Origin of the sequence: Microbacterium sp. LWO14-1.2 (assembly GCF_038397715.1) — a bacterium.
In the GTDB taxonomy this organism is placed as follows: domain Bacteria; phylum Actinomycetota; class Actinomycetes; order Actinomycetales; family Microbacteriaceae; genus Microbacterium.
In genome coordinates, this window is record NZ_CP151633.1 from 3,444,690 (window position 1) to 3,471,351 (window position 26,662).

Below are 26,662 nucleotides of genomic sequence, written 5' to 3' on the forward strand. Positions count from 1 at the left end.
GCGGTGCGCCGTCGATACGCTGAGGACATGATCCGCATCGCGCTCATGGTCGTCTGGCTGCTGCTCTCGGCATGGCTCGTGATCTGGACCGGGGAAGGACTGTTCGGCGTCGACCAACGCGAGTCGATCCTGCCTTTCGCGGGGGAGGACACGCTCGGCGCTCCGATCATCATCGGTGTCGCCTGGGGGCTCATGCTCACGTTCGGCGGCACCATGTCGGGCTTCGGTCGACGCCGGAAGCTCCGCGGCGAATCGCACATCGGAGTGGGCCGCATCGTCGAGGTCTCCCGCACGGGTCTCACGGTCAACGACGTGCCGCAGTACGACCTCTTCATCCGGGTCACCCCTGGCTCCGGCGACGACTTCATCGCCCAGCTGCGTACCCTCGTGCAGCCGACCGACCTGTCGTCGTTGCAGGTGGGAAACCCGCTCCCGGTGCGATACAGCCTCGCCGACCAGGACGCCGTGGAGCTCGCCGACATCAGCGACCCGTCCGTGCGCGAGGCGGTGCTGCAGTGGCGCATCGACCGCGGGCTCATCGATCCCAGTCAGGTGCGGGCACGGACGACGGGGACGCAGGTGCCGGCTTCCGTGATCGCGGTGCGACCGACCGGACGACGTCTGGAGGGGCAGAGCGAGCTCGCCCTGACGGTGCTCCTGGCACCGGAGGGACAATCCACCTGGGAGGCCGAGACCACCGTCTTCGTGTATCCGGAGGCGATCTCGCGCTTCCAGGTCGGCGCACCGATCTGGGCGTTCTACCGACGGGAGGATCCGCAGACCGTGGCGGTCACGATCGAGAAGGAGCCCGGCCGATGAACATCCCCGACACCCTGATCTGGCTGCTGAACTTCCCGGCGGCGCACGGCTACGCCATGGTCTTCATCGCGGGCTTCTCGCTCTTCGGACTCTTCGCGCTGTCGGCGTCGGGCGCGACGCCGGGCGATGCGCTGCGACGAGTGCGCGAGCGCGAGGGGCTGCTCCGTCCAGAGCACGCGAAACGCGGTCGATGGGGAGGACGCCTCGTGCGGATCGTCTTCCGCGTGCTCACGGTCGTCATGCTCGCGAGCCTCGTCATCGGCATCCTGAGCCTGACCGGCGTTCCCGTGACCCGCGCGTACATCTACGAGCACGGGCAGCCGACGACGGGCACCCGCGACGGCGATTGGATCACGTTCTCGACGGCCTCCGGTGTCGAGTACACGGTGGAGAGCAACTTCTTCACCCCCGCGGTCTACCCCGACCGCGACGCGTACCTGTCGGGCGATCAGGTGGTCGTGCGCTACCTGCCCTCGCACCCGCAGGCATATGTGATCGACAGTTCGCAAGGCCCCCGCTGACCCGAGCCGATGTCGGATCCGGCGCGTAGGGTGAAGGTATGTCGCGCATCATCGTCTTCGGCGGCCACGGCCGCATCGCCCTGCTGCTCGCTCCTCTCCTCGTCGCCCGCGGCGACGAGGTCACGGCGGTCATCCGCAATCCCGACCACGTCGACGACGTCGAGAAGACGGGTGCGACGGCGTTGGTCTCCGACATCGAGCAGCTTGACACGCGCGGCCTCGCCGAGATCATCGCCGGACACGACGCGATCGTCTGGTCGGCCGGCGCGGGCGGGGGATCGCCCGAGCGCACGTATGCGGTCGATCGCGACGCGGCGATCCGCACGATGGATGCCGCGGCGGATGCCGGTGTCGGTCGCTACGTCATGGTCTCGTGGATCGGCTCGAAAGCCGACCACGGCATCCCCGAGGACGACTCGTTCTTCCCGTACGCCGACGCGAAATGGGCCGCCGACGAGCACCTGCGCGGCACCGACCTCGACGGCACGATCCTCGGCCCCGGAACGCTGACCTTCGACGAGCCCACCGGCCGCATCGTGATCGATCCGGAGGGGCGCGGCGAGGTCTCGCGCGCCGATGTCGCTCAGGTCATCGCCGAGTCGATCGGCAACCCCTCGACGTTCGGCCGCACGATCCGCTTCGGCAACGGCGACGCCGACACCGCCGTCCCGATCGGCGACGCCCTCAGCGCCTGAGTCGATGAGGCGGCGTCCGGCGGCGGCGATCAGCGCGGCGGTCATCGTCGCGCTGGGGATGCTGTCGGCACCCGCGGTCGCGGTCGACGCGCCCGCTACCCGCGCATCAGTCCCGCGTGCACCCTCCGCCGCAGACGGCGGAGGGATCGATGCGCGTGCGGCGCAGCTCGTCGAGCGCATGAGCACCGCCGAGCAGGCGGCCAGCGTGGTCATGGGGCACATCCCGACGACCGACCCGACAGCGCTCGCGAGCTACATGCAGCAGGGTTTCGGCGGCTTCATCCTCATGGGTGCGAACGTGCCGGAGAGCGGCGACGTCACGGTCGTCACCGATGCACTCGTCGCCGACGCCGACGCCGACGCCGACGCCGACCCGCCGCCGCTGCTCGCGATCGATCAAGAGGGCGGGATCGTCTCGCGTCTCGGCGCGGACACCTACCCGGCGTCGACGTCGCTGAAGACGCAGCCGGTCGCTGCGACGTCTGCCGCATTCGCAGCACGCGCCGCGCTCGTCGCGCGCTCGGGGATCCACGTCAACTTCGGCACGGTCGCCGACGTGCCGGCCGACTCCGCGTCGTTCATCTTCGGTCGCGCGCTGGGCGCGGACCCGCAGAGCGCGGCAGAGCGCGTCGTCGCGGCGACAGCGGCCCAGGAGCCGGTCGTCGCATCCACGCTCAAGCACTTCCCCGGGCACGGTGCCGCGCCGGGCGACTCCCACCACGCGATCCCGTCGACCACCGAGACGCTCGACGAGTGGCGCGCGACCGACGCCGTGCCGTTCGCGGCGGGTGTCGACGCCGGAGCGTCCCTCCTCATGTTCGGTCATCTCGCGTACACCGCTATCGATGCGGCGCCCGCATCTCTGTCGCCCGCCTGGCATGAGATCGCGCGAGACGAGCTCGGCTTCGACGGGGTCATCGTCACCGACGACCTCGGGATGCTGTCGTCTTCGGGTATCGCCGCCTACGCCGACCCCGTGGCCAACGCCGTCACGGCCCTCGCGGCCGGGAGCGACCTGCTGCTGATGATCGCGGGCTCGACGCCCGACACAGCCGGTCAGATCGCCGCCGGGATCACCGCGGCGGTCGAGGCGGGCACGGTGCCGGAGGAGCGGCTCGTCGATGCCGCCACGCGGGTCATGGCTCTCCGCCTGCAGCAGGCGACGGCATCGACCGAGTGGACCCTCTGCGCCGAGTGCACGCCCGTCGACTGACGGTCGGTGCGCGGCAGGTCGCAGCGACGGCCGGTCAGACCGCCATCAGGGCATCTGCTCCGAGCCACGATTCGAGCAACCGCGCACGCAGTGCCGCCCCGCGCTCCGCGAACCCCCGCTGACGGCGCACGTACTCGGCCTTCCCCTCGGGCGTCTCGATCGGCACCGGCACGACGCCCCAGGCGCTGAGGTCGTACGGGGCTGCCTCCATGTCGAGCAGGCGGATGTCACGGGCCAGCTCGAACGCATCGAGCAGCAGCTCACCGGGAACGAGGGGGCCGAGCTTGAGCGCCCACTTGTAGAGGTCCATCCCGGCGTGCAGGCATCCCGGTTGCTCGAACAGCGGTTGGTCGTCGCGCGTCAGGGGCGTGCGATTGCGCGGCACCGCATCGGGGGTGAAGAACCGGAAAGCGTCGAAGTGCGTGCACCGCAGCTCGTGGCTCTCCACGACGAGGTCGGTACCGGCCTGTCCGAGCCGCAGCGGCACCGCATGACGGTGTTCGTCGGCGCGGTAGACCATCGCCCACTCGTGCAGGCCGAAGCACCCGAACTGGCCGGGTCTCGAGGCGGTGCGGCGCAGCATCCGCTCGACGAGTCCGGCGAGCTCGGGTTTCTCCGCTGCGAACCCGGCAGCGTCGGGGACGGCGCCGTCGGGAGTCGTGCCGGGGGAGTACCAGCGCCAGGTGCGCCTCTCGCCGGCATCCTCCAGCTCCACTCCCGCGCCGGGATGCCACCGTCGCAGTTGCGCGGGCTTGTACGAGTAGTAGGTGAAGAGGAAGTCCCAGACCGGGTGGGTCTCGCGGCGCGAGGCCCGCGCACGGTGCTCGGCGGTGAGAGCGTCCGCCCGCTCGTGGTGCGCCCGCTCTCGCTCCAGCCAGGTGGTCGGGGACAGACGCATATCAGTCCAGGATGCCGGCTTCGCCGAGGAGGTCGCGCAGCCCCGCACCGTCCTCTGCGCTGACCCAGGGGGCGACGTCCTCGGAGTGCGGTTCGCGTCCGGCACGGCCGCCGGCCAGCACGGCCTCGGCGGGCAGCAGTCGCCGGATGGCGACACCGCTCACGGAGTCGGGGTGCTCTTCCATGAACTCGGAGTAGATGGCTTCGTCATGCTGGCCGTCGTCGCCGATGAGCAGCCACTTGACGTGCGGGAACTCGGTGGCGAGGCGACGGAGGTTCGTGAGCTTGTGATCGCGTCCGCTGCGGAACCACCGGTCGTGCGTGGGTCCCCAGTCGGTGAGCAGCATCGACCCGGCGGGGAACAGATGCCTCCCGAGGAACCGGCGGAGCGTCGGAGCGACGTTCCAGGCGCCGGTGGAGAGGTAGATCATGGGAGCGCCCGGATGCTGTCGCAGCAGTTGGTCGAGGAGCACGGCCATGCCGGGGACGGGGATGCGCGCGTGCTCGTCGACGACGAACGAGTTCCAGGCCGCGATGAAGGGACGCGGGAGCGCGGTGACCATGACGGTGTCGTCGACGTCGGAGAGCACGCCGAAACGCGTCGACTCGGCCACGATGAAGGCCGTGGCCTCGATGGGGTCTTTGCCCTCGACCGAGAACGTGAAGGTCTGCCAGCCCGGCTCGAGCTCGGCGTGGATCACGGAGTCGATCACACCGCCCCGGTCGGCGACCACGTGGTGCACGGAGTCGCCGATCGTCACGGTGACCTTCGCGAAGCTCACGGGGATCCCGACGAAGCTCCGCCAGCCACGGATGCTCGCCGGCTCGCCGTCGTCTCCCTTGCGCAGCGGGGGGACGATCAGCACGCGGCCCAGGACACGCACCCAGCCCGGACCGCCGTACCCGGGGAACGGGAGGACGGTGGCGCTGCGACCGCGACGGCGCGCTCGCCCCTCACGCCACACGTGGAAGCGGTGTTCGAGGCGCGCGAACCAGTGGATCCGGGGCGCCAGGGGTGCGGAAGCCATTGCTTCAGTCTTTCACGTCCGCACTGTTCTGCGCGTCGGCATCCGGCGTCTCGATGTGACGGGACTCGAGACGGCCCAGCAGCCGCTTACCCAGGAAGATCAGCAGCAGGAACACCGCGATGATGCCGACGAAGATGTAGCCGGCGAAATGCACCCGGTCCACCAGCTCGCGGAAGCTGCCCGCGGCGAGGGAGGTGATGCTGACGTAGGCGGCAGCCCAGAGCAGGCAGGCGGGCGCCGTCCACGCGAGGAAGCGGCGGTACGAGTAGTGGCTCATGCCGACCGTCAGGGGAACGAGCGAGTGGAGAACCGGCAGGAAGCGCGACAGGAAGATGGCGATGCCGCCGCGACGGACCAGGTAGTTCTCGGCGCGCACCCAGTTCTTCTCACCCACGCGCTGGCCGATCCAGGACTGACGGATGCGCGGTCCCAGCCAGCGACCCAGCCAGAAGCCGATGCTCTCGCCGATGAGCGCCCCGATCACGACGGCGATCACCATCGCGATCGCCTCCCAGACGCTCGTCACCCCCATGGACGCGATGATGACGATCGTGTCCCCGGGGACGATGAGACCGACGAGGATGCTCGTCTCCAGCATGACGGCGACCCCGGCGATGAGCGTGCGAGTGACCGGATCGATCGACTGGATCACATCGAACAGCCAGAGGAGGAGGTCGTCCACCCTCCGAGACTACGGGAGCGGTCGCGGCCTAGGCTGTGAACGTGCCCGAGCGACTGACCAGCCGCCTCCTCGGTCGTGCGGTGGATCCCGAAGCGGTGTTCCTCGCTCTCGAGGAGCGTCATGCGGACGTCTTCTGGCTGGATGCCGGATCGACGGCGACCGAGGGATGGAGCTACGTCGGCACGGGGGAGCGCGCCTCGTTCCCCGGCGCGGTGCGGCTCGACGTGGCCGCGACGCGAGACGCCCACGAGCCGCCGTTCCGCAGCGGCTGGGTCGGCTGGTACGACTACGAGAGCGGGGCAGGCGCCGCCGGGGCTCCCGTCGCCGCGCACGGCTCAGACGAAGGGGATGCCTGGCTGCGAGTGACCCGCCTGCTCGCCGTGCGCCATGACGACGGGGCGGCCTGGGTCCTCGCGCAGGATGACCTGGACGAGTGGGAGGCGTTCGTCGCCGCCGCATCGAGCTCGGAGGTTCGTCCCGTCGCCGCGCCGAGACAGCGCTCCGCTTTCGCCCGCCACAGCCCCCGCGAGTACGTCGGACTCATCGAAAGCTGCCGCGACCTCATCCGGGCGGGCATCGCCTATCAGCTCTGCCTCACCACGCGCTTCACCGTGGCCGGAGTGGACGACGCGGTCGACGCCTACCGCAGACTGCGCGCCGCGACCCCCGCGCACCACGGCGGGTTCCTGCGCATCGGGGAGAAGTCGTTGCTGAGCGCCAGCCCTGAGCAGTTCCTCCAGGCGCACGGCGGGGTCATCCGCACCCGACCGATCAAGGGCACGCGTCCCCGCAGTGCTGATCCGGAGACGGATGCCGCGCTCGCCGCAGAGCTCGCCGTCGACGAGAAGGAGCGCGCGGAGAACGTCATGATCGTCGACCTCATGCGCAACGACCTGTCGCAGGTGTGCGTGCCGGGCACCATCCGCGTGGACGCGCTGTGGGCGGTCGAGACCTACCCCGCCGTGCACCAGCTCGTGAGCACGGTCAGCGGCACGGCGGCATCCGGCGCCGACGTCTCGGCGCTCTTCGCCGCAGCGGCGCCCGCCGGCAGCATGACCGGTGCTCCGAAGCTCTCGGCGATGACAAGACTGTACGAGCTCGAGGGCGGTCCGCGCGGCGTCTACGCCGGATGCTTCGGGTTCGTCGGCGACGACGGCGCCCTGGATCTCGCGATGGTGATCCGCAGCATCGTCGTCGACGGAGGCGAGGCGGTCGTCGGGGCAGGGGGAGGGATCACGTGGCGGTCGGTCGCGGCATCCGAGGTCGCGGAGGTCGCGACGAAGGCCAGCGCACCGCTCGCAGCCCTGGGGGCGGATACGCCCGTGGCCTGGGCTTCCGATATCCTGAACTGATCCCTTCTTCCCTTCAGATTGGTCGTGCGTTCGTTGTCTGAGAACCTGTCCACCTCTCCCGTCGCCGAGGAGTCCGTCTCGGCGCACGACATCCAGGCCAAGTGGCAGAAGTACTGGGCGGAGAACGGCACGTTCCTCACGGGTGGCGACGACGACACGCGGCCCCGCCGCTACGTGCTGGCGATGTTCCCGTACCCGTCCGGCGACCTGCACATGGGGCACGCCGAGAACTACCTGTACTCCGACATCGTCGCGCGCTTCTGGCGGCACCGTGGCCACAACGTCATGAACCCGATCGGATGGGACTCGTTCGGCCTCCCCGCCGAGAACGCCGCCATCCGCCAGGGCGCCGACCCGCGCGAGTGGACCTACCAGAACATCGCGCAGCAGAAGGTCGGCTTCGAGCAGTACGGCGTCTCCTTCGACTGGAGCCGGGTGCTGCACACCTCCGACCCGGAGTACTACCGCTGGAACCAGTGGCTGTTCCTGAAGCTGTACGAGCGCGGTCTGGCCTATCGCAAGAAGAGCCCGGTGAACTGGTGCCCGAACGACCAGACGGTGCTCGCGAACGAGCAGGTCATCGACGGGCGCTGCGATCGTTGCGGGGCCGAGGTCGTCAAGAAGAAGCTGACGCAGTGGTACTTCCGCATCACGGACTACGCCGACCGTCTGCTCGACGACCTGAACCAGCTCGAGGGTCGCTGGCCGCACAAGGTGCTGCAGATGCAGCGCAACTGGATCGGACGATCGGTCGGCGCAGACGTCGACTTCCGCATCGAGGGACGCGACGAGCCGGTCACCGTGTTCTCGACCCGCCCTGACACGCTGCACGGCGCGACGTTCTTCGTCGTGGCCCCCGACGGCGACCTGGCCGCCGAGCTGGCTGCCGAGGCTCCGGATGACGTGCGCGAGCGCTTCCAGAACTACCTCGCCGACGTGCAGAAGACCACCGACATCGACCGCCAGTCGACGGACCGCCCGAAGACCGGCGTCTTCCTGGAGCGCTACGCGGTCAACCCGGTGAACGGGGAGAAGCTGCCCATCTGGGCCGCCGACTACGTCCTGGCCGACTACGGTCACGGTGCGGTCATGGCCGTGCCGGCGCATGACCAGCGCGACCTCGACTTCGCGCGCGCCTTCGACCTGCCGGTCAAGGTCGTCGTCGACACGACGGCGCCCATCACGGGCGCCATGCAGGTGATCGAGGTCGACGACGAGGGCGTGCCGATCGACGCGGAAGCGGCGCTCGACGAGCAGAACCCGGCCTCCACCGGGGTCGCGCTCACCGGCGAGGGGCGCATGATCAACTCCGGGCCCCTCAACGGGCTCTCGAAGCGCAATGCGATCGCGCGGGCCATCGAGCAGCTCGAGGCGTCGGGCACCGGTCGTGCCGCGAAGAACTACCGCCTACGCGACTGGCTGATCTCGCGACAGCGCTTCTGGGGCACCCCGATCCCCATGCTGCATGCCGAGGACGGCAGCATCGTGCCGGTGCAGGAGGACAAGCTGCCGGTGAAGCTGCCGAGCGTCGAGGGCCTCGACCTGAAGCCCAAGGGCACGTCGCCGCTGGGTGGAGCCGAGAGCTGGGTGCGCACGATCGACCCCGTCTCGGGTGACCCGATGCTGCGCGACCCCGACACCATGGACACGTTCGTCGACAGCTCGTGGTACTTCCTGCGCTTCCTCTCGCCGAACAGCGACACCGAGGCGTTCGATCCCGCCCTGGCGTCGCGCTGGGCGCCCGTCGACTCGTACATCGGCGGTGTCGAGCACGCGATCCTGCACCTGCTGTACGCGCGCTTCATCACGAAGGTGCTGTTCGACATGGGGCTCATCGACTTCACCGAGCCGTTCTCGAACCTCATCAACCAGGGCATGGTGCTCCTCGACGGTCAGAAGATGTCGAAGAGCAAGGGCAACCTGGTGCTGTTCCAGGAGGAGCTCGACGCGCACGGAGCGGATGCCCTGCGGGTGGGTCTCGCTTTCGCGGGTCCGGTGGAGGACGACAAGGACTGGGCGGACGTCTCGACGACCGGTGCTCAGAAGTTCCTCTCGCGTGCTCTGCGCATCGCGCATGAGGTCTCGAGCGATGTCGACGTCGTGTTCGACGGCGGCACCGCCGCGCTGCGTCGCGCGACGCACAAGCTTCTGTCGGAGGCTCCCGGCCTCGTCGAGCAGACGAAGTTCAACGTGCTGGTCGCGCGTCTCATGGAGCTCGTCAACGTCACTCGCAAGACGATCGACACGAGCGCGTCCGGCGCTGCGGACCCGGCGGTGCGCGAGGCGGCGGAAACGGTCGCGGTGATGCTCGACCTCATCGCTCCGCACACCGCGGAGGAGATGTGGGAGGCACTCGGTCACGAGCCGTCGGTGGGTCTGGTGACCTGGCGATCCGCTGACCCGGTGCTCCTCGTCGAGGATTCGGTGACCGCGGTCGTGCAGGTCGGCGGCAAGGTGCGCGCGCAGCTCGAGGTTCCCGCCCGCATCGGGGAGGCCGAGCTCGAGGCACTCGCGCGCGCCGACGAGCGGGTGATCCGGTCGATCGGTGATCGCGAGATCGTGAAGGTCGTCGTGCGCGCCCCGAAGATCGTGAGCATCGTCGTCAAGTGACGTCGAGGGGCGGTCCGAGACCGCTCCTGCACATCTCGCAGGCGCCGTGCGTTCTGCACGGCGGGGGTCTTCGCGTTGTTCGGACGTCGGCGCACGCGCTTAGGTTGGCGGGGTGACAGAGTCCCCACCTCCACCGCGGCAGCGCCGTCTGCGTCTGAGCATCGGCGCGGCCGTCGTGGTCGCCCTCGTCGTGCTGTCGGGTGCTGTCGGTCTGGGGCTGCTCCGCGGGCAGGCGGCGCCGACCGAGTCGGTTCCGATGTCGACCGACGAACCGGCGGTGTCCGCGTCGGGAGAGCTCTACGTGCACGTGCTCGGCGCGGTCGAGCAGCCCGGTCTGTACGTGCTCGATCTCGATGCACGGCTCGTGGATGCTGTCGCCGCCGCCGGCGGGACGACGGACCAGGCCGACCTCGCCGGCGTGAACCTCGCCCGTGCGGTCACCGACGGCGAGCAGATCATCGTCCCGGTGATCGGCGCCGGTGCAGGCGCGCCGGGAACGGCAGCGCCGGGCGACGATCGGATCGACCTGAACACCGCCGATCAGGCGGCACTCGAGACACTGCCCCGCATCGGGCCTGCGCTCGCGGAGCGGATCTTGGCGTGGCGGGAGGAGAACGGACGGTTCCAATCCGTCGACGATCTCCTGGCCGTGCCGGGAATTGGAGAGAAGCTCCTTGCCGGCATCCGCGACGGAGTCAGGGTGTGACGGGCGCGAGTACGAAGTCTCCGGTCTCGCCGGGGTTGACCGCGACCTCCCAGCGGAACCCGTCCGGGTCGGAGAAGTACCCCGAGTAGCCGCCCCACTCGCGCTCGCGAGCCGCGCTCACGGGCGCTCCGAGTGCGCGCACCTCTTCGAGGACTGCGTCGACCTCGGCGGGCGTGGCGAGATTGTGGGCGAGGGTGATCGGGGCGATGCCGGATGCCGGTGCCTCGCCGATCTCCGCAGTGAACCCCTCGACCGACCAGAGCGACAGGATCAGCCGATCGGCGACCGGCAGCATCAGCACATCGTCGCCGGCGAAGATCGGTTCCCAGCCCAATCCGTCCACGTAGAAGGCCCGGCTGCGGCCCAGATCGGCGACGGCGAGGGTGATGAAGCTGACGCGCTGTTCCATGGGGCGAGTCTCGCACACGCCGCGGCGGGCGCGGGTGCGGCCCTGGATCCGGTCGCCGAGCAATACGGTCTCGCGCGGGCGGGGTGCGTGCGCTTCGGGCGCTCTCAGTGCGGGAGCACCAGTCCCATGACCTGACGGCCGTCACCGTAGGTGCCCAAGCTCAGCCAGCCCCGCGACGAATACAACCGGACCGCCGGGTCTTGCGGATCCGACGTGGTCGCGAGCAGGGCGCGGCTGTGATCGAGGTCGGAGAGCAAAGCATCGTGAAGGCGCCGCCCCACACCTTCGCCGCGAGCCCCAGGACGGACGGCCAACTCGACGAACTCGAAGTGTCCGCCCACCCAGCCGTCGGCCGCCGCGCTGAGCTCGCGGCTGATGAGTTCGGGCCAGTACTGGCCGCGCGCGCCCGTGTACCCCCAGGCGAACCCTACGAGTCGATCGTCGGCATGAGCGAGCGCGAGCCGGTATCCCGGCCTGGCCCGATGACGGTCCCAGGGTGAGATGGCCCACTCGTCAGGCGCGTCGACGCGGCCGAAGACCTCTGACCATACGTCGAGGACGGCGTCGCGGAAATGCGACGCCATCGCACCTGAGAAGACCTGAACCGTTACCACCCTCACATCGTGTCAAGCGGGGGGTCGCGTCGCCACTAGGTGCTGCCCAGGCAATCGCACGAGAGGCGCTCACGGGCGCGAAGGGCTGGACTGCGAGTCAGACGGAGGCGGCTCGGACCGTCCGCTCGACGTGCCGGCGCACCCAGCCGTCGTCGAACGGTCGTGTACGGAGGAGCCAGCGGTGCAGGATCGGTCCGAAGAACAGTTCGGCGATCTCGTCGGGCTCATCGACGCCTGCCGCAGCGAGGCGTCGGGCGACGGCATCCCGCTGGATATCGAAGAGCGACTCACGGTACTGCGCGGCGAGCGCCTCGTCGTCCTGCAGTTGAGCGGTCACGGCGCGCAGCAGCGTCTCCTGGGGGCGGTCGGTGAGTTCCGCGACCATGGCCGACGCGATCGTGTGCAGGTCGGCCGTGAGGTCTCCGGTGTCGGGGAGCGTGACGACACCGTTCTCGTCCAGGCTTCGAGCCAGCAGGGCATCGAACAGGATCGCGCCCGTCGATGACCACGAGCGGTACAGCGTCTGCTTGCTGACTTCGGCGCGCGCGGCGATCGCCTCCATCGTGATGGATCGGATGCGGCCCTCGTGAGCGAGTGCGAGCACCGCTTCATGGACCTTCGTGCGCGTGCGGGGGCGAGCCATGGTCTAAGCCTATCGGCAGAACGAGACGCTGCGTCCAGTTCCAGCTAAGCTGACGCCATGACGACGAACCAGCGATGGATGATCACCGGAGGCAGCCGAGGCCTCGGACGAGCACTGACCCTGGGGGCCCTGGATGCGGGGCATGCGGTCGTGGCCACGGCGAGAGCGGGCCACTCGCTGCCCGACCACGAGCTGCTGAGCGTGCTCGAGCTCGACGTGCGGGATCGACGGAGCGTGCAGGATGCGGTGGATGCCGCCGCCTCCCGCCTCGGAGGTCTCGACGTGGTCATCAACAATGCGGGAGTCGGGCTGATCGGCGCGACCGAGGAGGTGTCCGAGGAGGCCACGCGCTTGCTCATCGACACCAACCTGCTCGGGCCGCTGTGGCTGAGCCAGGCCGCGATCCCGATCATGCGCGCCCAGGGCGCCGGGCACATCGTGCAGATCTCGTCGGTCGGCGCGGTGGGCACGATGCCGACGCTCGGCCTGTACAACGCGACGAAATGGGGACTGGAGGCGTTCAGCGAAGCGATGGCAGCCGAGGTCCGGAGGTTCGGCATCCGAGTCTCCCTCATCGAGCCGGGCGCGCTCGACACGGATTGGGCGGGTTCGAGCATGCGATTCGCCGCGCCGATGCCCGAGAACGACGACCTGCGGACCGAGCTCTTCGGCACGGCGGAGGTGCCGTGGCCCGCGGCAGGGCCGACCGGTGGGACCTCGCCGGAGGACGCGGCTGCCGCCATCCTCGCGTGGGTGCAGGATCCCCGCGACGATCGACTCCGTGTGCTCGTCGGAGACGACGCGCCGTCGCAGGTGCGGGCAGCGCTGGATCTTCGATACGAGGACTACTCTCACGATCCGCGCTTCGCGGGTGGCTGAGGCGTCGCTCACGCAGGCGTAGTAGAGCAACGACGGCGGGTCAGCGGGTGCGGGATAGCTCCTGCGCGAGCATCACGATTATGCCGCTGGGACCCCGCAGGTACGTGAGCTTGTAGATGTCGTTGTAGTTCGCGACGCCGCGAAGTGGGTGACAACCGTGCCGGGCGGCGATCGCGAGGGCGGCATCGATATCGTCGACCGAGAACGCGACGCGGTGCATTCCGATTTCGTTGGGGAGGACCGGGTCGGTCTCGATAGCGGTGGGGTGGATGTACTCGAACAGCTCCAGCTGGCCGTGACCGTCCGGAGTCTGGAGTACGGCGATCTTGGCGTGATTTCCGTCGAGTCCGACTGCGGTGTCGGCCCATGAGCCGCTTATCGTCTCGCGACTGACGACCGAAAGTCCCAGATCCGTGAAGAATGCGATCGCCGCGTCGATGTTTCGGACTGCGATACCGATGTTCTCGAGCTTTATCGTCATGCGCCGTACCTTACTCGTCTCAGCGCGAAGCCCGGCTCTGGTCGTTCGGCGCCGGATTCGGAACCACTGCGGTCAGGTGACGGCAGATCCGAACGTCTCCTGCACAGGTGCGAGGGCTCGGCGGCTTTCCCCTGTTCGTGTGTTCGTGGTCAGCCGGGGCGTCGGCTGGCTTCTAGGTTGTTCGGATGGTTGTTCAGACGGAGGTCGCACGTAGGCATCTGGGGCGAGGCCCGGGTGCGAGGCGTGACCTTCGTCTGCTCCCGGTCGCGGGTGGGGCGTGGGGTGTGGCGCTCGTGTGCGTGTTCGCGCCGGAGGCGTCGGGGTGGTGGGTGGGAGGCTGTTCGGCGGCCGCGTTCCTGACCGGTGCTGTGATCGTTGTCGGTCGCCGTCGGGCCGCCACGCTGGGAGGGCTGATGATCGTCGTCCTGGCAGTCGGCGCATCCGTCGCGTTCACGGTGATGACGGAGTCGGTGCATCGTGACGTGGCACGGGAGTGGGACGGCCGGGTCGTCGAGGCGGTGGGGGAGGTCGCGTCGTCTGCATCGGTCGGGCGGGACGGACGGTTGTGGGTGGACGTGCAGTTGCGGGGGATCGGGCCGCCGGGACAGGTGCGTGCTGTGTCCGCTCCGGTGCGAGTCGGGATCGACCCGGTCGACGGGTTCGACCTCGGGGCGGTCGTGCGGGTCACCGCCGAGAGCGCGGTGACGGATGCGGGGGAGCGCGCGGCGCTCGTGCTGTTCGCGAGCGCGGCGTCTGTGGAACGGGAGGCATCGGGCGTGTTCGCCGCGGCGGCGGGCTTGCGTCACGCGTTCATCGAGCGTTCGACGCGTCTTCCTGAACCGGGCGCCGGTCTGCTGCCCGGTCTCGCCGTCGGAGACACGCGCGCTGTCGCAGCGGAACTCGACGACGCGATGCGCACGAGCGGGCTGAGCCACCTCACCGCCGTGAGCGGAGCGAACTGCGCCATCGTCGTCGGGGCGGTGTTCTGGTTGGCGTCGCTGTGCGGAGCAGGGCGGGGGCTTCGCATCGTGCTCGCGGCACTCGGGCTGGCGGGGTTCGTGGTCCTGGTCACCCCGGAACCGAGCGTGATCCGTGCGGGTGTCATGGCGGGGGTAGCCATGACGTCGATCCTGATCGGTCGCCCCAGCGCCGGAGCGGGGATGCTGGCGCTCAGCGCTGCCGGCATCCTCATCGCCGATCCCTGGCTGGCGTCCACGCCCGGCTTCGCGCTCTCGGTGGTCGCGTCCGGTGCGCTCATCCTGCTCGCACCGGTCCTGTCTCGAGGGCTCGCGCGATGGATGCCGCAGCCGTTGGCGCTCGCGATCGGTGTGCCGCTTGCGGCTCAGCTTGCCTGCGGGCCGATCATCGCCCTGTTCGCCGAGCAGCAGTCCCTCGTCGGTCTCGCGGCGAATCTGCTCGCCGCGCCGGCCGCGCCCGTCGCCACGGTGATCGGCCTGCTCGCGTGCCTCTGCGCCCCGGTGCCGCTGCTCGCCGACCTGCTCGCTGCATCGGCCTGGCTCCCGGCGTCGTGGATCGCTGCGACCGCGGACGCGACGTCGCGACTGCCGTTCGCCGTGGTGGCGGTGCCTCCGGGCGTCTTCAGCGCCGCTGCGGTCGCGGCACTCAGCGCCTGCGTCGGCGTCGTCATCGCGGGGGAGAGCGTGCGGGTGCGTGGGGTCCGCACCGCAGCATCCCTCGTGCTGGCCGCCGGAGCGGCACTGGCGTGCGCCCATGCGTTGCTCTCCGGTCCGCTCGCCCGCATGACCACCCCGACAGCATGGTCCATCGCCGCGTGCGATGTCGGACAGGGTGACGCGGTGCTCGTCCGCTCCCAGGAGCAGGTCGCGCTGATCGACACAGGACCGGACCCCGACTCCCTCGCGGCGTGCGTGCGCGCCCTCGGCATCGATCGGGTGGACCTGCTCGTGCTCACGCACTTCGACATCGACCACGTCGGGGGAGTCGAGGCCGTGCAGGGGATGGTGGGCACGGTCGTGCACGGGCCCCTCGGAGAACCCGCGGACCGGCGGACGCTCGACAGGCTGCGCAGCGGCGGTGCGGCGGTCGTGCAGGGTGTCGCGGGGATGCGGGGCGACCTCGGGGCAGCGGACTGGCAGGTGCTGTGGCCCGAGCGCGAGTCGCGCGCCTACCCTCCTGGCAATGACATGAGCGTCGTCGTCGAGATCGGCGGTGCGGAGGTGCCGCGTTCGCTGTTCCTCGGCGATCTGTCCGCCCAGCCGCAGGGCATGCTGCTGCACTCGGGTCGCCTGCGCGGCGAATACGACCTCGTCAAGGTCGCCCACCACGGCAGCGCCGATCAGGATCCTGCGCTCTACGAGCAGGCGGATGCCGCAGCTCTGATCTTCAGTGCCGGGCTGGGGAACGACTACGGCCATCCCCGCGCCGAGGCGCTCGCCCTGGCGTCCGCGAACGGCGCGCGAGCCCTGCGCACCGACCTCGAAGGACGCGTCCTCGTGGGCCTCGACGACGGCGCCCTGGAGGTGTGGACGGAAAGGCCACCGCCATGATCGATGGCGCGGGGTCGGTGAGCGGCCGCATGTCGGTGGGCCCCGGGTAGGCTGAAGCCATGGCTGCTGCGCGTACTCCTTCTCGAGGCGCGGCGGCGTCGGCCAAGATCCCGCAGGTGTCATGGCGTGATCCACGACCGGCTCCCATCGTGCTCGTCTCCGGACCCGAAGAGGTCTGCGCGGAGCGCGCGATCGCGGGCGTGCGCGACTACCTGCGCGCCGAGGATCCCGCGCTCGAAGTCACAGACGTCCGCGCAGACGACTACGCGCCGGGAACCCTCCTGTCACTCACATCACCGTCGCTGTTCGGCGAGCCCCGTCTGGTGCGCGTCGCCGGCGTGGAGAAGTGCACCGACGCCTTCATCCAGGAGGCCGTGTCGTACCTCGACCACCCGCAGGAGGGGGCGACGGTCATCCTGCGCCACACCGGCGCGAGCGTGCGCGGCAAGAAGCTGCTCGATGCCATCAGGGCAGGCACCGGGGAGGGCATCGAGATCGCCTGCCCCGCCGTCAAACGTGACGGCGACCGGGTCGATTTCGCGGCGGGTGAGTTCAAGGCGGCGAAGAAGCGCATCGCCCCGCCGGCACTGCGCGCCCTCGTCTCGGCGTTCGCCGATGACCTCACCGAGCTCGCTGCGGCCTGCCAGCAGCTGATCGGCGACGTCGAGGGCGATATCACCGAAGAGGTCGTCACCAAGTACTACGGCGGACGCGTCGAGGTCTCGGCCTTCGTCGTCGCCGACACCGCGATCGCCGGACGGTACGGCGAGGCACTCGTCGCCCTGCGCCACGCCCTGGCCTCGGGCGCAGACCCGGTGCCCATGGTCGCGGCGTTCGCCATGAAGCTGCGCACCATGGCGCGCGTCGCAGGAAACCGCGAGCCCAGCCGTCAACTCGCCCAGCGACTGGGCATGAAGGACTGGCAGGTCGACCGCGCCCGCCGCGACCTCGCGGGATGGAACGAGTATTCGCTCGGGATCGCCATCCAGGCGACCGCACGGGCGGATGCCGAGGTCAAGGGTGCGGCACGCGACCCGATCTTCGCCCTGGAACGCATGCTGACCGTCATCGCCACGCGACGCCCCTTCGGAGAGGAATCATGAGACTGCTGCTCATCCGCCACGGACAGACGCCGAGCAACGTGATCGGCGCGCTCGACACCGGGCGTCCGGGGCCGGGTCTCACCCCGCTCGGCCATGCTCAGGCATCGGCGATCCCGGCGGCTCTGACCGGTGAGCGCGTCGACGCGATCTACGCCTCGCCGCTGGTCCGCACGCAGCTCACCGCCACCCCGCTCGCCGAGGATCGCGGGCTGGAGATCGAGATCGTCGAGGGCCTGGAGGAGATCTCGGCCGGCCGGTGGGAGATGCACAGCGACCGCGAGGCGATCGAAGGCTACGTGAACGCCGCCCGACGGTGGCTCACCGGTGAGCTCGACGTCGCGATCGAGGGCGGAGAGAGCGGCACGGATTTCCTTGCACGCTACGACTCGGCGATCGCCCACGTCGCATCGCGGAACGTCGGCGGAGCAGCCGTCGTCGTCAGCCACGGCGCCGCGATCCGTGTCTGGGCGGCTGCGAGGCTCGACGGCATCGATCTCGACGACGCGGTGCACTGGCGTCTCTACAACACGGGCATGTGCGTGCTCGACGGAGATCCGGAATCGGGATGGCGTCTCGTCTCCTGGCGGCAGGAGCCGCTCGGCGGTCTCGACCTCGAAGACCCGTCTGCCCTCGATGTCCCGGCCGAGCCGGTGGGGGAGCCGGGCGAACCGGTGGAGACGCCGGCCGGCTGACGGCCGTCACGACCCAGCTGACCCCGCGCGCACGACGCGCGGACGAGAAAGGGCCCGTCTCGACGAGACGGGCCCTTTCTCAGTGGTCGATGCTCAGAGAGCCGAGACCTGCTTGGCGATGGCCGACTTGCGGTTCGCAGCCTGGTTCTGGTGGATGACACCCTTGCTGACGGCCTTGTCGAGCTTGCGGGTCGCCGTCTTGACAGCGGCCTCGGCGGCAGCCTTGTCGCCCGAGGCGATGGCGGTGCGGGCGGCGCGGATGTGCGTCTTCAGCTCGCTCTTGACGGCCTTGTTGCGCTCGTGCGCCTTCTCGTTGGTCTTGTTGCGCTTGATCTGCGACTTGATGTTTGCCACGTGTGGACGCTTTCTGTACGGAGGTTGTTCGGAATGCCGGCAGAAGAAGAGGGCTTCCGCACGGCGGTCGTGAGGGAAAAACCCACACGCAAGCCAAGAGTCGAGTCTACCAGCAGTCGAGCCGTTCCCCCTAAACGGGTGAACGCGGGTGCACAATCGAGCTTATCCGCCGTCGACCGGCATCACGCCGGACCCCCGTGCTCGACGACGCCGTCAGGAGCGATATGAACATGGCACCGACCTCCGGCATCCGCGCGATCGGCGAGCGAGGCGACGCATGAACGACGGCGCGCGGGTCGGAGCCCGCTGGATCAGTCTGTTCACCGTCGCCTGGCTGGCGATCTGGATGGTGCAGCTCACTCCGGTGCAGCTCCTGCTGCCGCTGCAGCTCGATACGCCCGAGGACGACTGGATACGCGGGGTCGTCTCGTCGGGATTCGTCCTGGGGCTCGGCGGTCTGGCGGGCATCGTCGCGGGTCCGGTCGCCGGGGCGCTCTCCGACCGCGCCGGTGCCGGACGTCGCAGGCGTCGACCGTGGGCCCTCGGGGGAGCGCTGCTGACCGCAGCGGCCCTCGTGGTCACCGGCTTCGCCGAGGGGCCCTGGGCCGTCGGTCTGTCATGGGTGGGCGTCTCTGTCGGCATCGCGGTCGCCTCGGCCGCCTTCACCGCGCTGATCGCCGACCAGCTTCCCGAGACGCAGCGGGGCACGGCATCCGCCGCCGTCGGGTCCAGTCAGGCGGTGGGTATCGTCCTGGGCGTCGGGGTGGTCGTGCTCCTGGGGCTCGGCGTCCGCGACGGATATCTGCTGTTGGCGGCGATCATCGCCGTCGCGGGTTCGGCTGCTGCGGTGCTGCTCCCTGACCCGCCGGCAGCGGCTCGGGTGGTGGCGGTGCAACGGCGGGGGCCGTTGCTCTCCTCGCTCCGCGACCGTGATTTCGCCTGGATGCTGTCTGGCCGGCTCGTCACCAACGTCGGGAACGCGCTCGGCACCGCCCTCTTCCTCTTCTTCCTCCTCCACGGTCTGCACCAGGACACGGCGACCGCCCAGGACAACCTGCTTCTGCTCATCGTCGTCTACACGGTGTTCGTCGTGGTCGCGGCGGTGGTCACCGGCATCCTGTCCGACCGCACCGGGAACCGCCGCACGCTCACCGTCGCCGCGACGCTCGTGCAGGCCACGTCCGGCGTCGTGATCGCCATCGTCCCCACGTTCGAGGCGACGATGGTGGCGGCGGCACTCATGGGCGTCGGATACGGGGCGTTCTCGACCGTCGGCCTCGCGTTCGCCGCCGACCTGCTGCCCGACGAGAAGGACCACGCCCGCGATCTCGGCATCGTCACGGTCACCGCCGCGCTCGGACAGCTGATCGGACCGGTGCTCGGGGCGGGGCTCGTCGCTCTGGTCGGCGGATTCTGGCTCGTCTTCGCCGCCGCAGCGGTGTTCTCCCTGGCGGGAGGTGTGCTCACGGCGCGGGCGCGTCGTCCGCAGTCGGGTCGGACTGCTCGGCGTCGACCGTCGCGATCGCCAGACGCAGCACCGCGTTGAACACCCGTGGACGCATCGCTGTCACGAGGTGGGTCGTGCGGGGGACCACGATGAGCTCGGCGTGCGGAGCCAACCGCTGGAAGAGGGCTTCGTTGACGCGCAGCTGGTCGTACTGGCCGTTGACGAACCACAGCGGAACGCGGATCCGCTCGACCGCGGTGGCCAGGTCGAGGGCTGCGAGATTGCTCAGCGCGATGTCCTGCGTGTCGAGGGCGTACCCACCGGCGGCGAAGTCGGCGCGCGTGTCGACGGGAATCGTGGCGTCGAGGATGCGCTGGGTGATCCACATGCCGCGGTCGGGCAGGCGGTCTACGGCGCGAGCGATCATCCGGTACGCGCGCAGTCCCGCACCCCGGGGGAGCGCTGTGCAGGATGCCGCGACCAGCGCGGCCACCGACGGCTTCTCCGCACCGACGTAGGCGAGGCAGAGCAGACCGCCCATCGAATGGCCGACGAGCAGCACCGGTCCGCGTGAGGCGGCGTCGCGCACAGCCGCGTCGATCGTGTGCAGCGCTTCGTGCAGAGTGAAGTCCTCCGCCATCCGCGTGCCGTGGCCGGGCAGATCCACCGCGACCGCGGGGATGCCGGCTTCGTCGAGATACGCGAGCTGCGAGCGCCACATGGTCGCGGACGTGCGGATGCCGTGCACGAGGACGATCTGCACGGTCACCGTCTCAGCATAGAGAAAGCGGGGCCGGTGGATACCCACCGGCCCCGCTCATGGCGAGCTAATGCATCATCGCTTGACGCAGTACTTGATGCACTTGATCGGCCAGCCACCCACGCTGCCGTTGTAGCCTCCGCCCCCGTTCTCCGGTGGCGCGATACCCACCACGGCACTCGCGGATACGGCCGGCCCGAACGCGAGCGCGACCGCCAGAGCCAATCCGCAGATCGCTTTCCGTGCTACGGAGTTGCGTCGTTGATTCACCGTCATCACCCTCCAGTGACTCGTCCTTCAGATGTCCCGTAAACGTAACGGTGGACCACGACGAGGGCAAGGATGTGCGCGGAAAGAATATCGCCAGTCGCTGACATGAAAGCGGGGCCGGTGGATATCCACCGGCCCCGCCCACACGCACCGACTGCGTCAGTGCTTGTAGGAATTACTTCTCGTAGCCCACGTTCTCTACCGGCGTGATGCCGAAGAGGTCGAGACCCACGTAGGGCTCGGGGGTGAGGTTCGCAAGGCCTTCCTTGACGGTCCAGATCTCCGGGCCGTTGAGCACGGGGATGATGCCCCAGGTCTTCGCGAAGATCTCGGACTCCATCTCCATGGCCTTCTTGGTCTGCTCCTCGGGATCGGAGATCGTCTCCAGCTCCTCGTGGATCATCTTGTCGATCTCCTCGGTGCCGGTGCCGGAGAGGTTCAGACCGCTGTCGGAGCAGTAGAGCTGGCAGAACCAGGCAGCACCGAACGGGTCGGACGAGGTGAAGTTGAGGAAGAAGATGTCACCGTTCTGGGTGTTGTAGTCCTCCGCGAACTCCGAAGAGGGGCGCACGTCGATGTTGACCGCGACGCCGACCTCCTTGAGCTGAGCCTGCACGGCGAGCGAACGCGCGCGAGCGGTCTCGGTGTCCGAGTGGACGGGGAACGTCAGCTCGAGGCGGACGCCGTCCTTCTCGCGGATTCCGTCGGAACCGACCTCCCAGCCGGCCTCGTCGAGCAGCTTGTTCGCACCCTCAGCATCGCCGTCCTTGCGTCCGGCCTCTTCCAGTGCGTTGATGTAGTTCGGCTGGAACGAGAAGAGCGTGAGCGAACCCGCCGGCTCCTCGGTGTAGTTGAGACCGTTGAAGATGATCTCCTTGATCTGCTCGATGTTGATCGCCTCGAACACGGCCTTGCGCACCTCGAGGTCGGCAAGAGCCGGGTTCGCGGAGTTCAGGGTGAAGATCGCGTTCGCAGTGGCCTGACCCTTGTAGGTCTTGACGCCGTCGAGATCCTCGACCTGGGCGAGCAGCTCGGCGCTTCCGGTCTCGGCCATGTCGACCTCGCCGTTGCGCAGGGCGTTGACCGCAGCAGTCGGCTCCATCTGGATGAACTGCACCTTGTCGAGGAGCGGGGCGTTGCCCCACCACTTCTCGTTGGGGACGAGCGTGACGACACCGCCGGTCTTGTCGAAGTCCTCGACCGTGTAGGGGCCGGCGCCCCATTCGGGGTGCCAGTCGCCGAGGAACGCCGTGTTGAAGAGTTCCGGCGTGTTGACGGCGGGGTGCAGGAGCTGCGAGTACACCATCTCGGGCCAGGCGAACTCGCCCTTGAAGGTCACGATGACGTCGCGGTCGTTCTCGCCGGCCTCGACGGACTCGATCTCCTTCCAACCGTCTGTGGCGTTCGGGACATACTCCTCGTTCTCGCCGTTCTGAGCCATCCAGGTCGCCTTGAAGGCGGACACGTCGATCGGAGTTCCGTCGTTCCAGACTGCCTTCTCGTTCACCTTGAAGTGCAGGACGGTCTTGCCATCCTCGACACCGAACGAGTAGTCGTCCAGGTAGGCGTCGTTCTTCTTGACCGTGCCGTCAGGGTCCATGAGCAGGATCTGCGGACGGAACCACGTGCCGATCTGGGTGACGCGGGCGTCACCGTCGCCGTGGAAGTAGTTCAGCTGCTCCGCGATGTTCGAGACCGGGATGCGCAGCTCTCCGCCTTCGGCGAGGTTCTCGCGAGGCTGCGGGTTGTAGTCCGCTCCCTCGACGGTCTGGGGGCCATCGCCCTCTCCACCGTTACCGCCTCCGTTGCCTGCCGGCGCACAACCGCTCATGACGAGTGCGAAGGCGGCGCCGAGAGCAGCAATGCCCATCAGCTTCTGATGCCGTTTCATGGTACTCCTTAGTGCCTGTCGGCCTATCTTGGGGATGAGGGCAGAATAACTCTGCGTCTCACGGACGAAACCATCAGCGCACCGTTCGTTATCGGACTGTGCACATCGGTATTTGGGTTAGCTCGCGGCAGCTGCTTCGGCGTCGAAGCCCTCGACGGGCAGGATGATCCGCTCGCGGGTGCGCTCGATGTCGGGGTCGGGGATGGGGATAGCCGACAGCAGCGCCTTCGTGTACGGATGCTGCGGAGCGTCGAACACCTGATCCACGTCTCCGTGCTCGACGAACTCGCCCTTGTACATCACGGCCACACGGTCGGCGATGTGTCGGACGACGGCGAGGTCGTGGGCGACGAACAGGTACGACAGCCCCATCTTCGCCTTGAGTTCGTCGAGGAGGTTGATCACGCCGGCCTGGATAGACACGTCGAGCGCGGAGACCGGCTCGTCGAGCACGACGACCTTGGGATTGGTCGACAGCGCGCGGGCGATCCCGATGCGCTGACGCTGTCCACCCGAGAACGCCTGCGGGAAACGATCGCTGTGCGCAGGGTCGAGCCCGACGAGGCCCATCAGCTCCTCGACGCGGTCGAACACCTCGTCTCGGCTCATCCCGATCGCGAACATGGGCTCGGCGATGATGTCCCAGACCGTCATGCGCGGGTCGAGCGCACCCATCGGATCCTGGAAGACGATCTGCAGATCCCGTCGGAGCTTCCGCTCCTCTGACCGATTCTTGATGTCGGCGACGCTCGTTCCGCCGATGCGGATGTCCCCGTCCTCCTGCTTCACGAGGTCCATGATCTGCAACAGCGTTGTCGTCTTCCCGCTGCCGGACTCGCCCACGATCGCGAGCGTCTCGCCCTGGCGCACGTCGAAGCTGATGCCCTTGACAGCGTGCACCTCGCCGACCTTGCGCTTGAACAGAGCACCCTTCATGAGAGGGAAGGTCTTGGTGAGGTTCACGGCCTGCAACGTGATCGGTCGCTCCTCCCGAGGCACGCGATTGAGACTGCTCTCCGGGATCTCGGGAATGGGGTAGACGGGGAGGCCGCCGATGCGTCCGTCGTCGTCGATATCCTCGGCGCGGATGCACGCGACGGTGTGGCTGACATGGCCATCAGTCGACACGGGCAGGAGATCAGGCTCTCGCTCACGGCAGGCATCGACCGCGATCGGGCAACGCGCGGCGAACGGGCAGGCGTCCGGGAGACCGATCAGAAGCGGAGGATTCCCCTTGATCGGGATCAGGGGGACCTTTTCGGTCTTGTCCACGCGGGGGATCGCCCCGAGGAGGCCGATCGAGTAAGGCATGCGGGTGCGGTAGAACAGTTCCCGCACAGGGGCGTGCTCCACGGGCTTCCCCGCGTACATGACGAGCACATCGTCGGCCGTCTTGGCGACGACGCCCATGTCGTGCGTGATCATGATCATCGCCGCGCCGGTCTCCTGCTGCGCCTTCGCCATGAGCTCGAGGATCTGCGCTTGGATGGTCACGTCGAGCGCCGTCGTGGGCTCGTCGGCGATGATGAGCTTCGGCTGATTGGCCATCGCGATGGCGATCACGACGCGCTGCCGCATACCACCGGAGAATTCGTGTGGGAACGACTTCATCCGCCGCTCGGGCTCGGGGATGCCGACGAGCGTCAACAGCTCGACGGAGCGATCCCACGCATCCTTCTTCGACAGATTCCGGTGGACGGTGAGCGCCTCGATGAGCTGGTCGCCGATCGTGAACACGGGGGTGAGCGAGGTCAGCGGGTCCTGGAAGACCATGGCCATGCCGTTGCCGCGGATGACGGAGAGCTGCTTGTCGGTCTTGCCGATCAGTTCCTGTCCGTCGTAGACGATCGATCCGGTGACCTTCGCATTTTCATCGAGGAGTCCCATGATGGCGAGCGACGTCACGGACTTGCCGGAACCGGATTCCCCGACGATGCCGAGGGTTTTGCCGGCTTCGAGGTCGAACGAGACGCCGCGGACGGCGTCCACTCGTCCCGCCTCGGACGGGAAACTGACCTTGAGGTCGCGGACGGAGAGAACAGTACTCATGCGCGACCTCCAGCCGCGGAGGTCGGGTCGAGGGCGTCGCGCAGTCCGTCTGCGATGAGAGCCATCGAGACGGTGAGGAGCGTGAGCGCCGCAGCGGGGAAGTAGAACAGCCAGGGAGCGCTCACGAGCGTGCTCGACCCGTAGCCGATGAGAGCGCCGAGCGACACGTCCGGCAGTTTCACACCGAATCCGAGGAACGACAGGGCCGTTTCCGTGAGGACCGCAGACACGACGCCGAGCGTGAAGTTGATCACGAGCAGCGAGCCGATGTTGGGAAGCATGTGCCGCAGCACGATGCGCATGCCCGATAGTCCTGCGTAACGAGCCGCGTGCACGTACTCGCGTTCGCGGATCGAGAGCGACAGCGTCCAGATTATGCGCGCGGGGAAGAACCAGCCGACGATGAACACCATCACCAGAGAGATGACCAGCCAGTTTCCGCCCGCGTCGTTGGAGATCATGGCGAGGATCAGGAAGTTCGGCACGACCATCATGAAGTGGATGATCGCGAGCATGATGCGCTCGTAGCGACCGCCGAAGTACGCGGCGGTCGCGCCCACGATCGCAGAGACGACCGTGGTCCCGATGGCCACCACTGCGGCGATCATCATGGAGCGCTGGAGTCCGACGGCGACTTGCGCGAAGTTGTCGTTGCCGGAGCCGTTCGTGCCGAACCAGTGATCCGCGTTCGGGGCCTTCCGCAGGTTGAGGAAGTCCAGATCGGTGTGACTATACGGTGCGATGAGCGGACCGACGATCGCGAAGACCACCAGCAGGCCGAGGATGATGACGCCCAGGAGGGCGCCCCGGTTGCGGAAGAACCGGCGCGTGTAGAGCGTCATCATAGATGTACGCTTGCGGCTCCGCGGCGCCTGCGGCTGCTCGGTGATCTCGGGGGAGACCCCGATCGATTCCAGGGACATCAGCTCACCCGCACTCTCGGATCGAGGACGACGACGGTGATGTCAGCGAGGATCGCACCGATTGCCGTCATGAGGGCGCCGAACGCCGCGACTGCGACGACGCCGTGAATGTCGTTGTTGTTGAGGGTCTGGATGAAGTAGCGACCCATGCCGTTCCAGTTGAAGATCGTCTCGGTCAGCACCGCGCCGGTGAACACCGCGGGGATCGTGAAAGCGACCTGCGTCGTCACCGGGATCAGCGAGGTGCGCAGAGCGTGTTTCCGGATCGCCTGCTGCTTCGTCAGGCCCTTCGCTCGCGCGGTGCGCACGTAATCGGCCTTGATGTTGTCGAGGAGCAATGAACGCTGCAGGAAATGGATCTGCGCGTACCCCGTGATGACCAGGCCGAGAGTGGGGAGCGTCAAGTGTTGGACGACGTCCAGAAGGACCGGGAAGAACCCTTGGACCCCCGGACTGGCGGACCCGGTGACGTAGAAGACCGTGGTGCCGATCCAGTTGTTGAAGTTGATCGCGAGGAGGACGAGCGCGAACCCCGCGACGACGGTCGGGATGTTCATCGTGATGATGCTCGTACCCTGGCCGATGCGATCGGCGAGCTTGTATTGACGCGAAGCCGTGTACACACCGAGCGCGATTCCGATGACGGTGGTGATGATGGTCGCCCCGAGGACCAGCTCGGCGCTCACCCAGACGCGATAGGCGACCTGTTCGTTCACTGATTCGCCCGTGGGGCCCATGCCCCAGTCCCAACGGAGGACGATGCCGGAGAGCCATGTCCACCAGCGCTCGATCAGCGGTACGGATTCGCTGAGGTTGCGTGGGCGGAGGAGGTGATCGATCTGCTCCGGCGAGAGCGGAGGGCGCCGACCGACGTAATTGTTCTCCGGGTCGAGGTAGAGCCACGCGAGGAAGTAGGTGATGTTCGTCGCGATGACGATCATCAGCACCCACCCCAGCAGGCGGCGCACGAGATACTTGATCAAGGTGTTGATTCTTTCTCTTTTACAGACGCGCGCGGGATCTGCCGACGCAACGCTGAGCCGGAGGACAGTCAATCACCATCTGCCGATCTGCGCGACACGACACCTGCACTCGA

25 protein-coding genes are annotated in these 26,662 nt (G+C 68.3%); 12 read left to right on the plus strand and 13 right to left on the minus strand.

Features of this window, described 5'->3' with window-relative positions; genetic code table 11:
• Positions 1–27: 27 nt before the first annotated feature.
• The 4 genes from MRBLWO14_RS16620 to MRBLWO14_RS16635 are packed head-to-tail and all read left to right on the plus strand — an operon-like array spanning position 28 to position 3,248.
• Complete coding sequence (locus MRBLWO14_RS16620) at positions 28–819, plus strand: hypothetical protein (RefSeq protein ID WP_341934179.1); 792 nt, start codon at positions 28–30, stop codon at positions 817–819.
• Positions 816–1,340: a DUF3592 domain-containing protein gene (locus MRBLWO14_RS16625; RefSeq protein WP_341934180.1), complete on the plus strand. Its 525-nt coding sequence runs from the start codon at positions 816–818 to the stop codon at positions 1,338–1,340. The genes MRBLWO14_RS16620 and MRBLWO14_RS16625 overlap by 4 nt, the downstream gene beginning before the upstream one ends.
• Positions 1,341–1,378: 38 nt before the next feature.
• Entirely contained in the window at positions 1,379–2,035 is a 657-nt protein-coding gene (locus tag MRBLWO14_RS16630) for an SDR family oxidoreductase (protein WP_341934181.1), read from the plus strand.
• Positions 2,036–2,039: 4 nt separating this feature from the next.
• Positions 2,040–3,248 carry a glycoside hydrolase family 3 N-terminal domain-containing protein gene (locus MRBLWO14_RS16635; RefSeq protein ID WP_341934182.1) on the plus strand — a complete coding sequence of 403 codons (1,209 nt, stop codon included), beginning with the start codon at positions 2,040–2,042 and terminating at the stop codon, positions 3,246–3,248.
• A 34-nt stretch (positions 3,249–3,282) separates the two neighbouring features.
• Here MRBLWO14_RS16635 and MRBLWO14_RS16640 read toward each other — a convergent pair whose 3' ends face one another.
• The 3 genes from MRBLWO14_RS16640 to MRBLWO14_RS16650 are packed head-to-tail and all read right to left on the minus strand — an operon-like array spanning position 3,283 to position 5,855.
• Complete coding sequence (locus tag MRBLWO14_RS16640; RefSeq protein ID WP_341934183.1) at positions 3,283–4,146, minus strand: 3-methyladenine DNA glycosylase; 864 nt, start codon at positions 4,144–4,146, stop codon at positions 3,283–3,285.
• Between the two features lies 1 nt (position 4,147).
• Positions 4,148–5,173, minus strand: coding sequence for a phosphatase domain-containing protein (locus MRBLWO14_RS16645; RefSeq protein WP_341934184.1), 1,026 nt, complete (start codon positions 5,171–5,173; stop codon positions 4,148–4,150).
• 4 nt (positions 5,174–5,177) lie between these two features.
• Positions 5,178–5,855, minus strand: a complete 678-nt coding sequence (locus MRBLWO14_RS16650; RefSeq protein WP_341934185.1) for a DedA family protein — start codon at positions 5,853–5,855, stop codon at positions 5,178–5,180.
• A gap of 41 nt (positions 5,856–5,896) precedes the next feature.
• Between MRBLWO14_RS16650 and MRBLWO14_RS16655 the strand changes: the two genes are divergently transcribed.
• The 3 genes from MRBLWO14_RS16655 (at position 5,897) to MRBLWO14_RS16665 (ending at position 10,523) form a co-directional block, all read left to right on the plus strand.
• Complete coding sequence (locus MRBLWO14_RS16655) at positions 5,897–7,207, plus strand: anthranilate synthase component I family protein (protein WP_341934186.1); 1,311 nt, start codon at positions 5,897–5,899, stop codon at positions 7,205–7,207.
• Positions 7,208–7,240: 33 nt separating this feature from the next.
• Positions 7,241–9,817 carry a leucine--tRNA ligase gene (gene leuS / locus MRBLWO14_RS16660; RefSeq protein ID WP_341936223.1) on the plus strand — a complete coding sequence of 859 codons (2,577 nt, stop codon included), beginning with the start codon at positions 7,241–7,243 and terminating at the stop codon, positions 9,815–9,817.
• Positions 9,818–9,929: 112 nt separating this feature from the next.
• Positions 9,930–10,523, plus strand: a complete 594-nt coding sequence (locus MRBLWO14_RS16665) for a ComEA family DNA-binding protein (protein WP_341934187.1) — start codon at positions 9,930–9,932, stop codon at positions 10,521–10,523.
• Here the strand turns inward: MRBLWO14_RS16665 and MRBLWO14_RS16670 are convergent.
• From MRBLWO14_RS16670 to MRBLWO14_RS16680, 3 genes are all read right to left on the minus strand, one after another.
• Positions 10,513–10,932 carry a VOC family protein gene (locus tag MRBLWO14_RS16670; RefSeq protein ID WP_341934188.1) on the minus strand — a complete coding sequence of 140 codons (420 nt, stop codon included), beginning with the start codon at positions 10,930–10,932 and terminating at the stop codon, positions 10,513–10,515. The genes MRBLWO14_RS16665 and MRBLWO14_RS16670 overlap by 11 nt on opposite strands.
• 104 nt (positions 10,933–11,036) lie before the next feature.
• On the minus strand, positions 11,037–11,516 hold the full coding sequence (locus MRBLWO14_RS16675) for a GNAT family N-acetyltransferase (RefSeq protein WP_341934189.1): 480 nt from the start codon (positions 11,514–11,516) through the stop codon (positions 11,037–11,039).
• Positions 11,517–11,643: 127 nt separating this feature from the next.
• Positions 11,644–12,189, minus strand: coding sequence for a TetR/AcrR family transcriptional regulator C-terminal ligand-binding domain-containing protein (locus MRBLWO14_RS16680; RefSeq protein ID WP_341934190.1), 546 nt, complete (start codon positions 12,187–12,189; stop codon positions 11,644–11,646).
• A 57-nt stretch (positions 12,190–12,246) separates the two neighbouring features.
• On the opposite strand from MRBLWO14_RS16680, the gene MRBLWO14_RS16685 reads away from it, so the two are divergent.
• Complete coding sequence (locus tag MRBLWO14_RS16685) at positions 12,247–13,068, plus strand: SDR family NAD(P)-dependent oxidoreductase (RefSeq protein WP_341934191.1); 822 nt, start codon at positions 12,247–12,249, stop codon at positions 13,066–13,068.
• Between the two features lie 40 nt (positions 13,069–13,108).
• On the opposite strand, the gene MRBLWO14_RS16690 is transcribed toward MRBLWO14_RS16685, so the two are convergent.
• A complete protein-coding gene (locus tag MRBLWO14_RS16690) occupies positions 13,109–13,549 on the minus strand; it encodes a VOC family protein (protein ID WP_341934192.1) in 441 nt (146 codons plus the stop codon).
• 413 nt (positions 13,550–13,962) lie between these two features.
• On the opposite strand from MRBLWO14_RS16690, the gene MRBLWO14_RS16695 reads away from it, so the two are divergent.
• From MRBLWO14_RS16695 to MRBLWO14_RS16705, 3 genes are read left to right on the plus strand one after another with little or no spacing between them, the layout of a single operon-like run.
• On the plus strand, positions 13,963–16,077 hold the full coding sequence (locus tag MRBLWO14_RS16695; RefSeq protein ID WP_341934193.1) for a ComEC/Rec2 family competence protein: 2,115 nt from the start codon (positions 13,963–13,965) through the stop codon (positions 16,075–16,077).
• 59 nt (positions 16,078–16,136) lie between these two features.
• On the plus strand, positions 16,137–17,180 hold the full coding sequence (gene holA, locus MRBLWO14_RS16700; protein WP_341934194.1) for a DNA polymerase III subunit delta: 1,044 nt from the start codon (positions 16,137–16,139) through the stop codon (positions 17,178–17,180).
• On the plus strand, positions 17,177–17,872 hold the full coding sequence (locus MRBLWO14_RS16705; protein ID WP_341934195.1) for a histidine phosphatase family protein: 696 nt from the start codon (positions 17,177–17,179) through the stop codon (positions 17,870–17,872). Before holA ends, MRBLWO14_RS16705 begins: the two co-directional genes overlap by 4 nt.
• A 93-nt stretch (positions 17,873–17,965) precedes the next feature.
• Here MRBLWO14_RS16705 and rpsT read toward each other — a convergent pair whose 3' ends face one another.
• Complete coding sequence (rpsT, locus tag MRBLWO14_RS16710) at positions 17,966–18,226, minus strand: 30S ribosomal protein S20 (RefSeq protein ID WP_341934196.1); 261 nt, start codon at positions 18,224–18,226, stop codon at positions 17,966–17,968.
• A 148-nt stretch (positions 18,227–18,374) separates the two neighbouring features.
• Here rpsT and MRBLWO14_RS16715 point away from each other — a divergent pair, with 148 nt between their 5' ends.
• The gene (locus tag MRBLWO14_RS16715; RefSeq protein WP_341934197.1) at positions 18,375–19,772 is read left to right on the plus strand and encodes an MFS transporter; all 1,398 of its coding nucleotides are present in this window, start codon (positions 18,375–18,377) and stop codon (positions 19,770–19,772) included.
• On the opposite strand, the gene MRBLWO14_RS16720 is transcribed toward MRBLWO14_RS16715, so the two are convergent.
• The 5 genes from MRBLWO14_RS16720 to MRBLWO14_RS16740 all read right to left on the minus strand — a co-directional run bounded on the left by MRBLWO14_RS16720 (position 19,690) and on the right by MRBLWO14_RS16740 (position 26,549).
• A complete protein-coding gene (locus MRBLWO14_RS16720) occupies positions 19,690–20,442 on the minus strand; it encodes an alpha/beta hydrolase (protein ID WP_341934198.1) in 753 nt (250 codons plus the stop codon). The genes MRBLWO14_RS16715 and MRBLWO14_RS16720 overlap by 83 nt on opposite strands.
• Positions 20,443–20,878: 436 nt before the next feature.
• Positions 20,879–22,594 (minus strand): ABC transporter family substrate-binding protein, encoded by a 1,716-nt coding sequence (locus MRBLWO14_RS16725; protein ID WP_341934199.1) that lies wholly within the window; start codon positions 22,592–22,594, stop codon positions 20,879–20,881.
• A gap of 117 nt (positions 22,595–22,711) precedes the next feature.
• Positions 22,712–24,643 (minus strand): ABC transporter ATP-binding protein, encoded by a 1,932-nt coding sequence (locus MRBLWO14_RS16730; RefSeq protein ID WP_341934200.1) that lies wholly within the window; start codon positions 24,641–24,643, stop codon positions 22,712–22,714.
• Entirely contained in the window at positions 24,640–25,566 is a 927-nt protein-coding gene (locus MRBLWO14_RS16735; RefSeq protein ID WP_341934201.1) for an ABC transporter permease, read from the minus strand. The genes MRBLWO14_RS16730 and MRBLWO14_RS16735 overlap by 4 nt, the downstream gene beginning before the upstream one ends.
• Complete coding sequence (locus MRBLWO14_RS16740; RefSeq protein ID WP_341934202.1) at positions 25,566–26,549, minus strand: ABC transporter permease; 984 nt, start codon at positions 26,547–26,549, stop codon at positions 25,566–25,568. The genes MRBLWO14_RS16735 and MRBLWO14_RS16740 overlap by 1 nt, the downstream gene beginning before the upstream one ends.
• Positions 26,550–26,662: the final 113 nt, after the last annotated feature.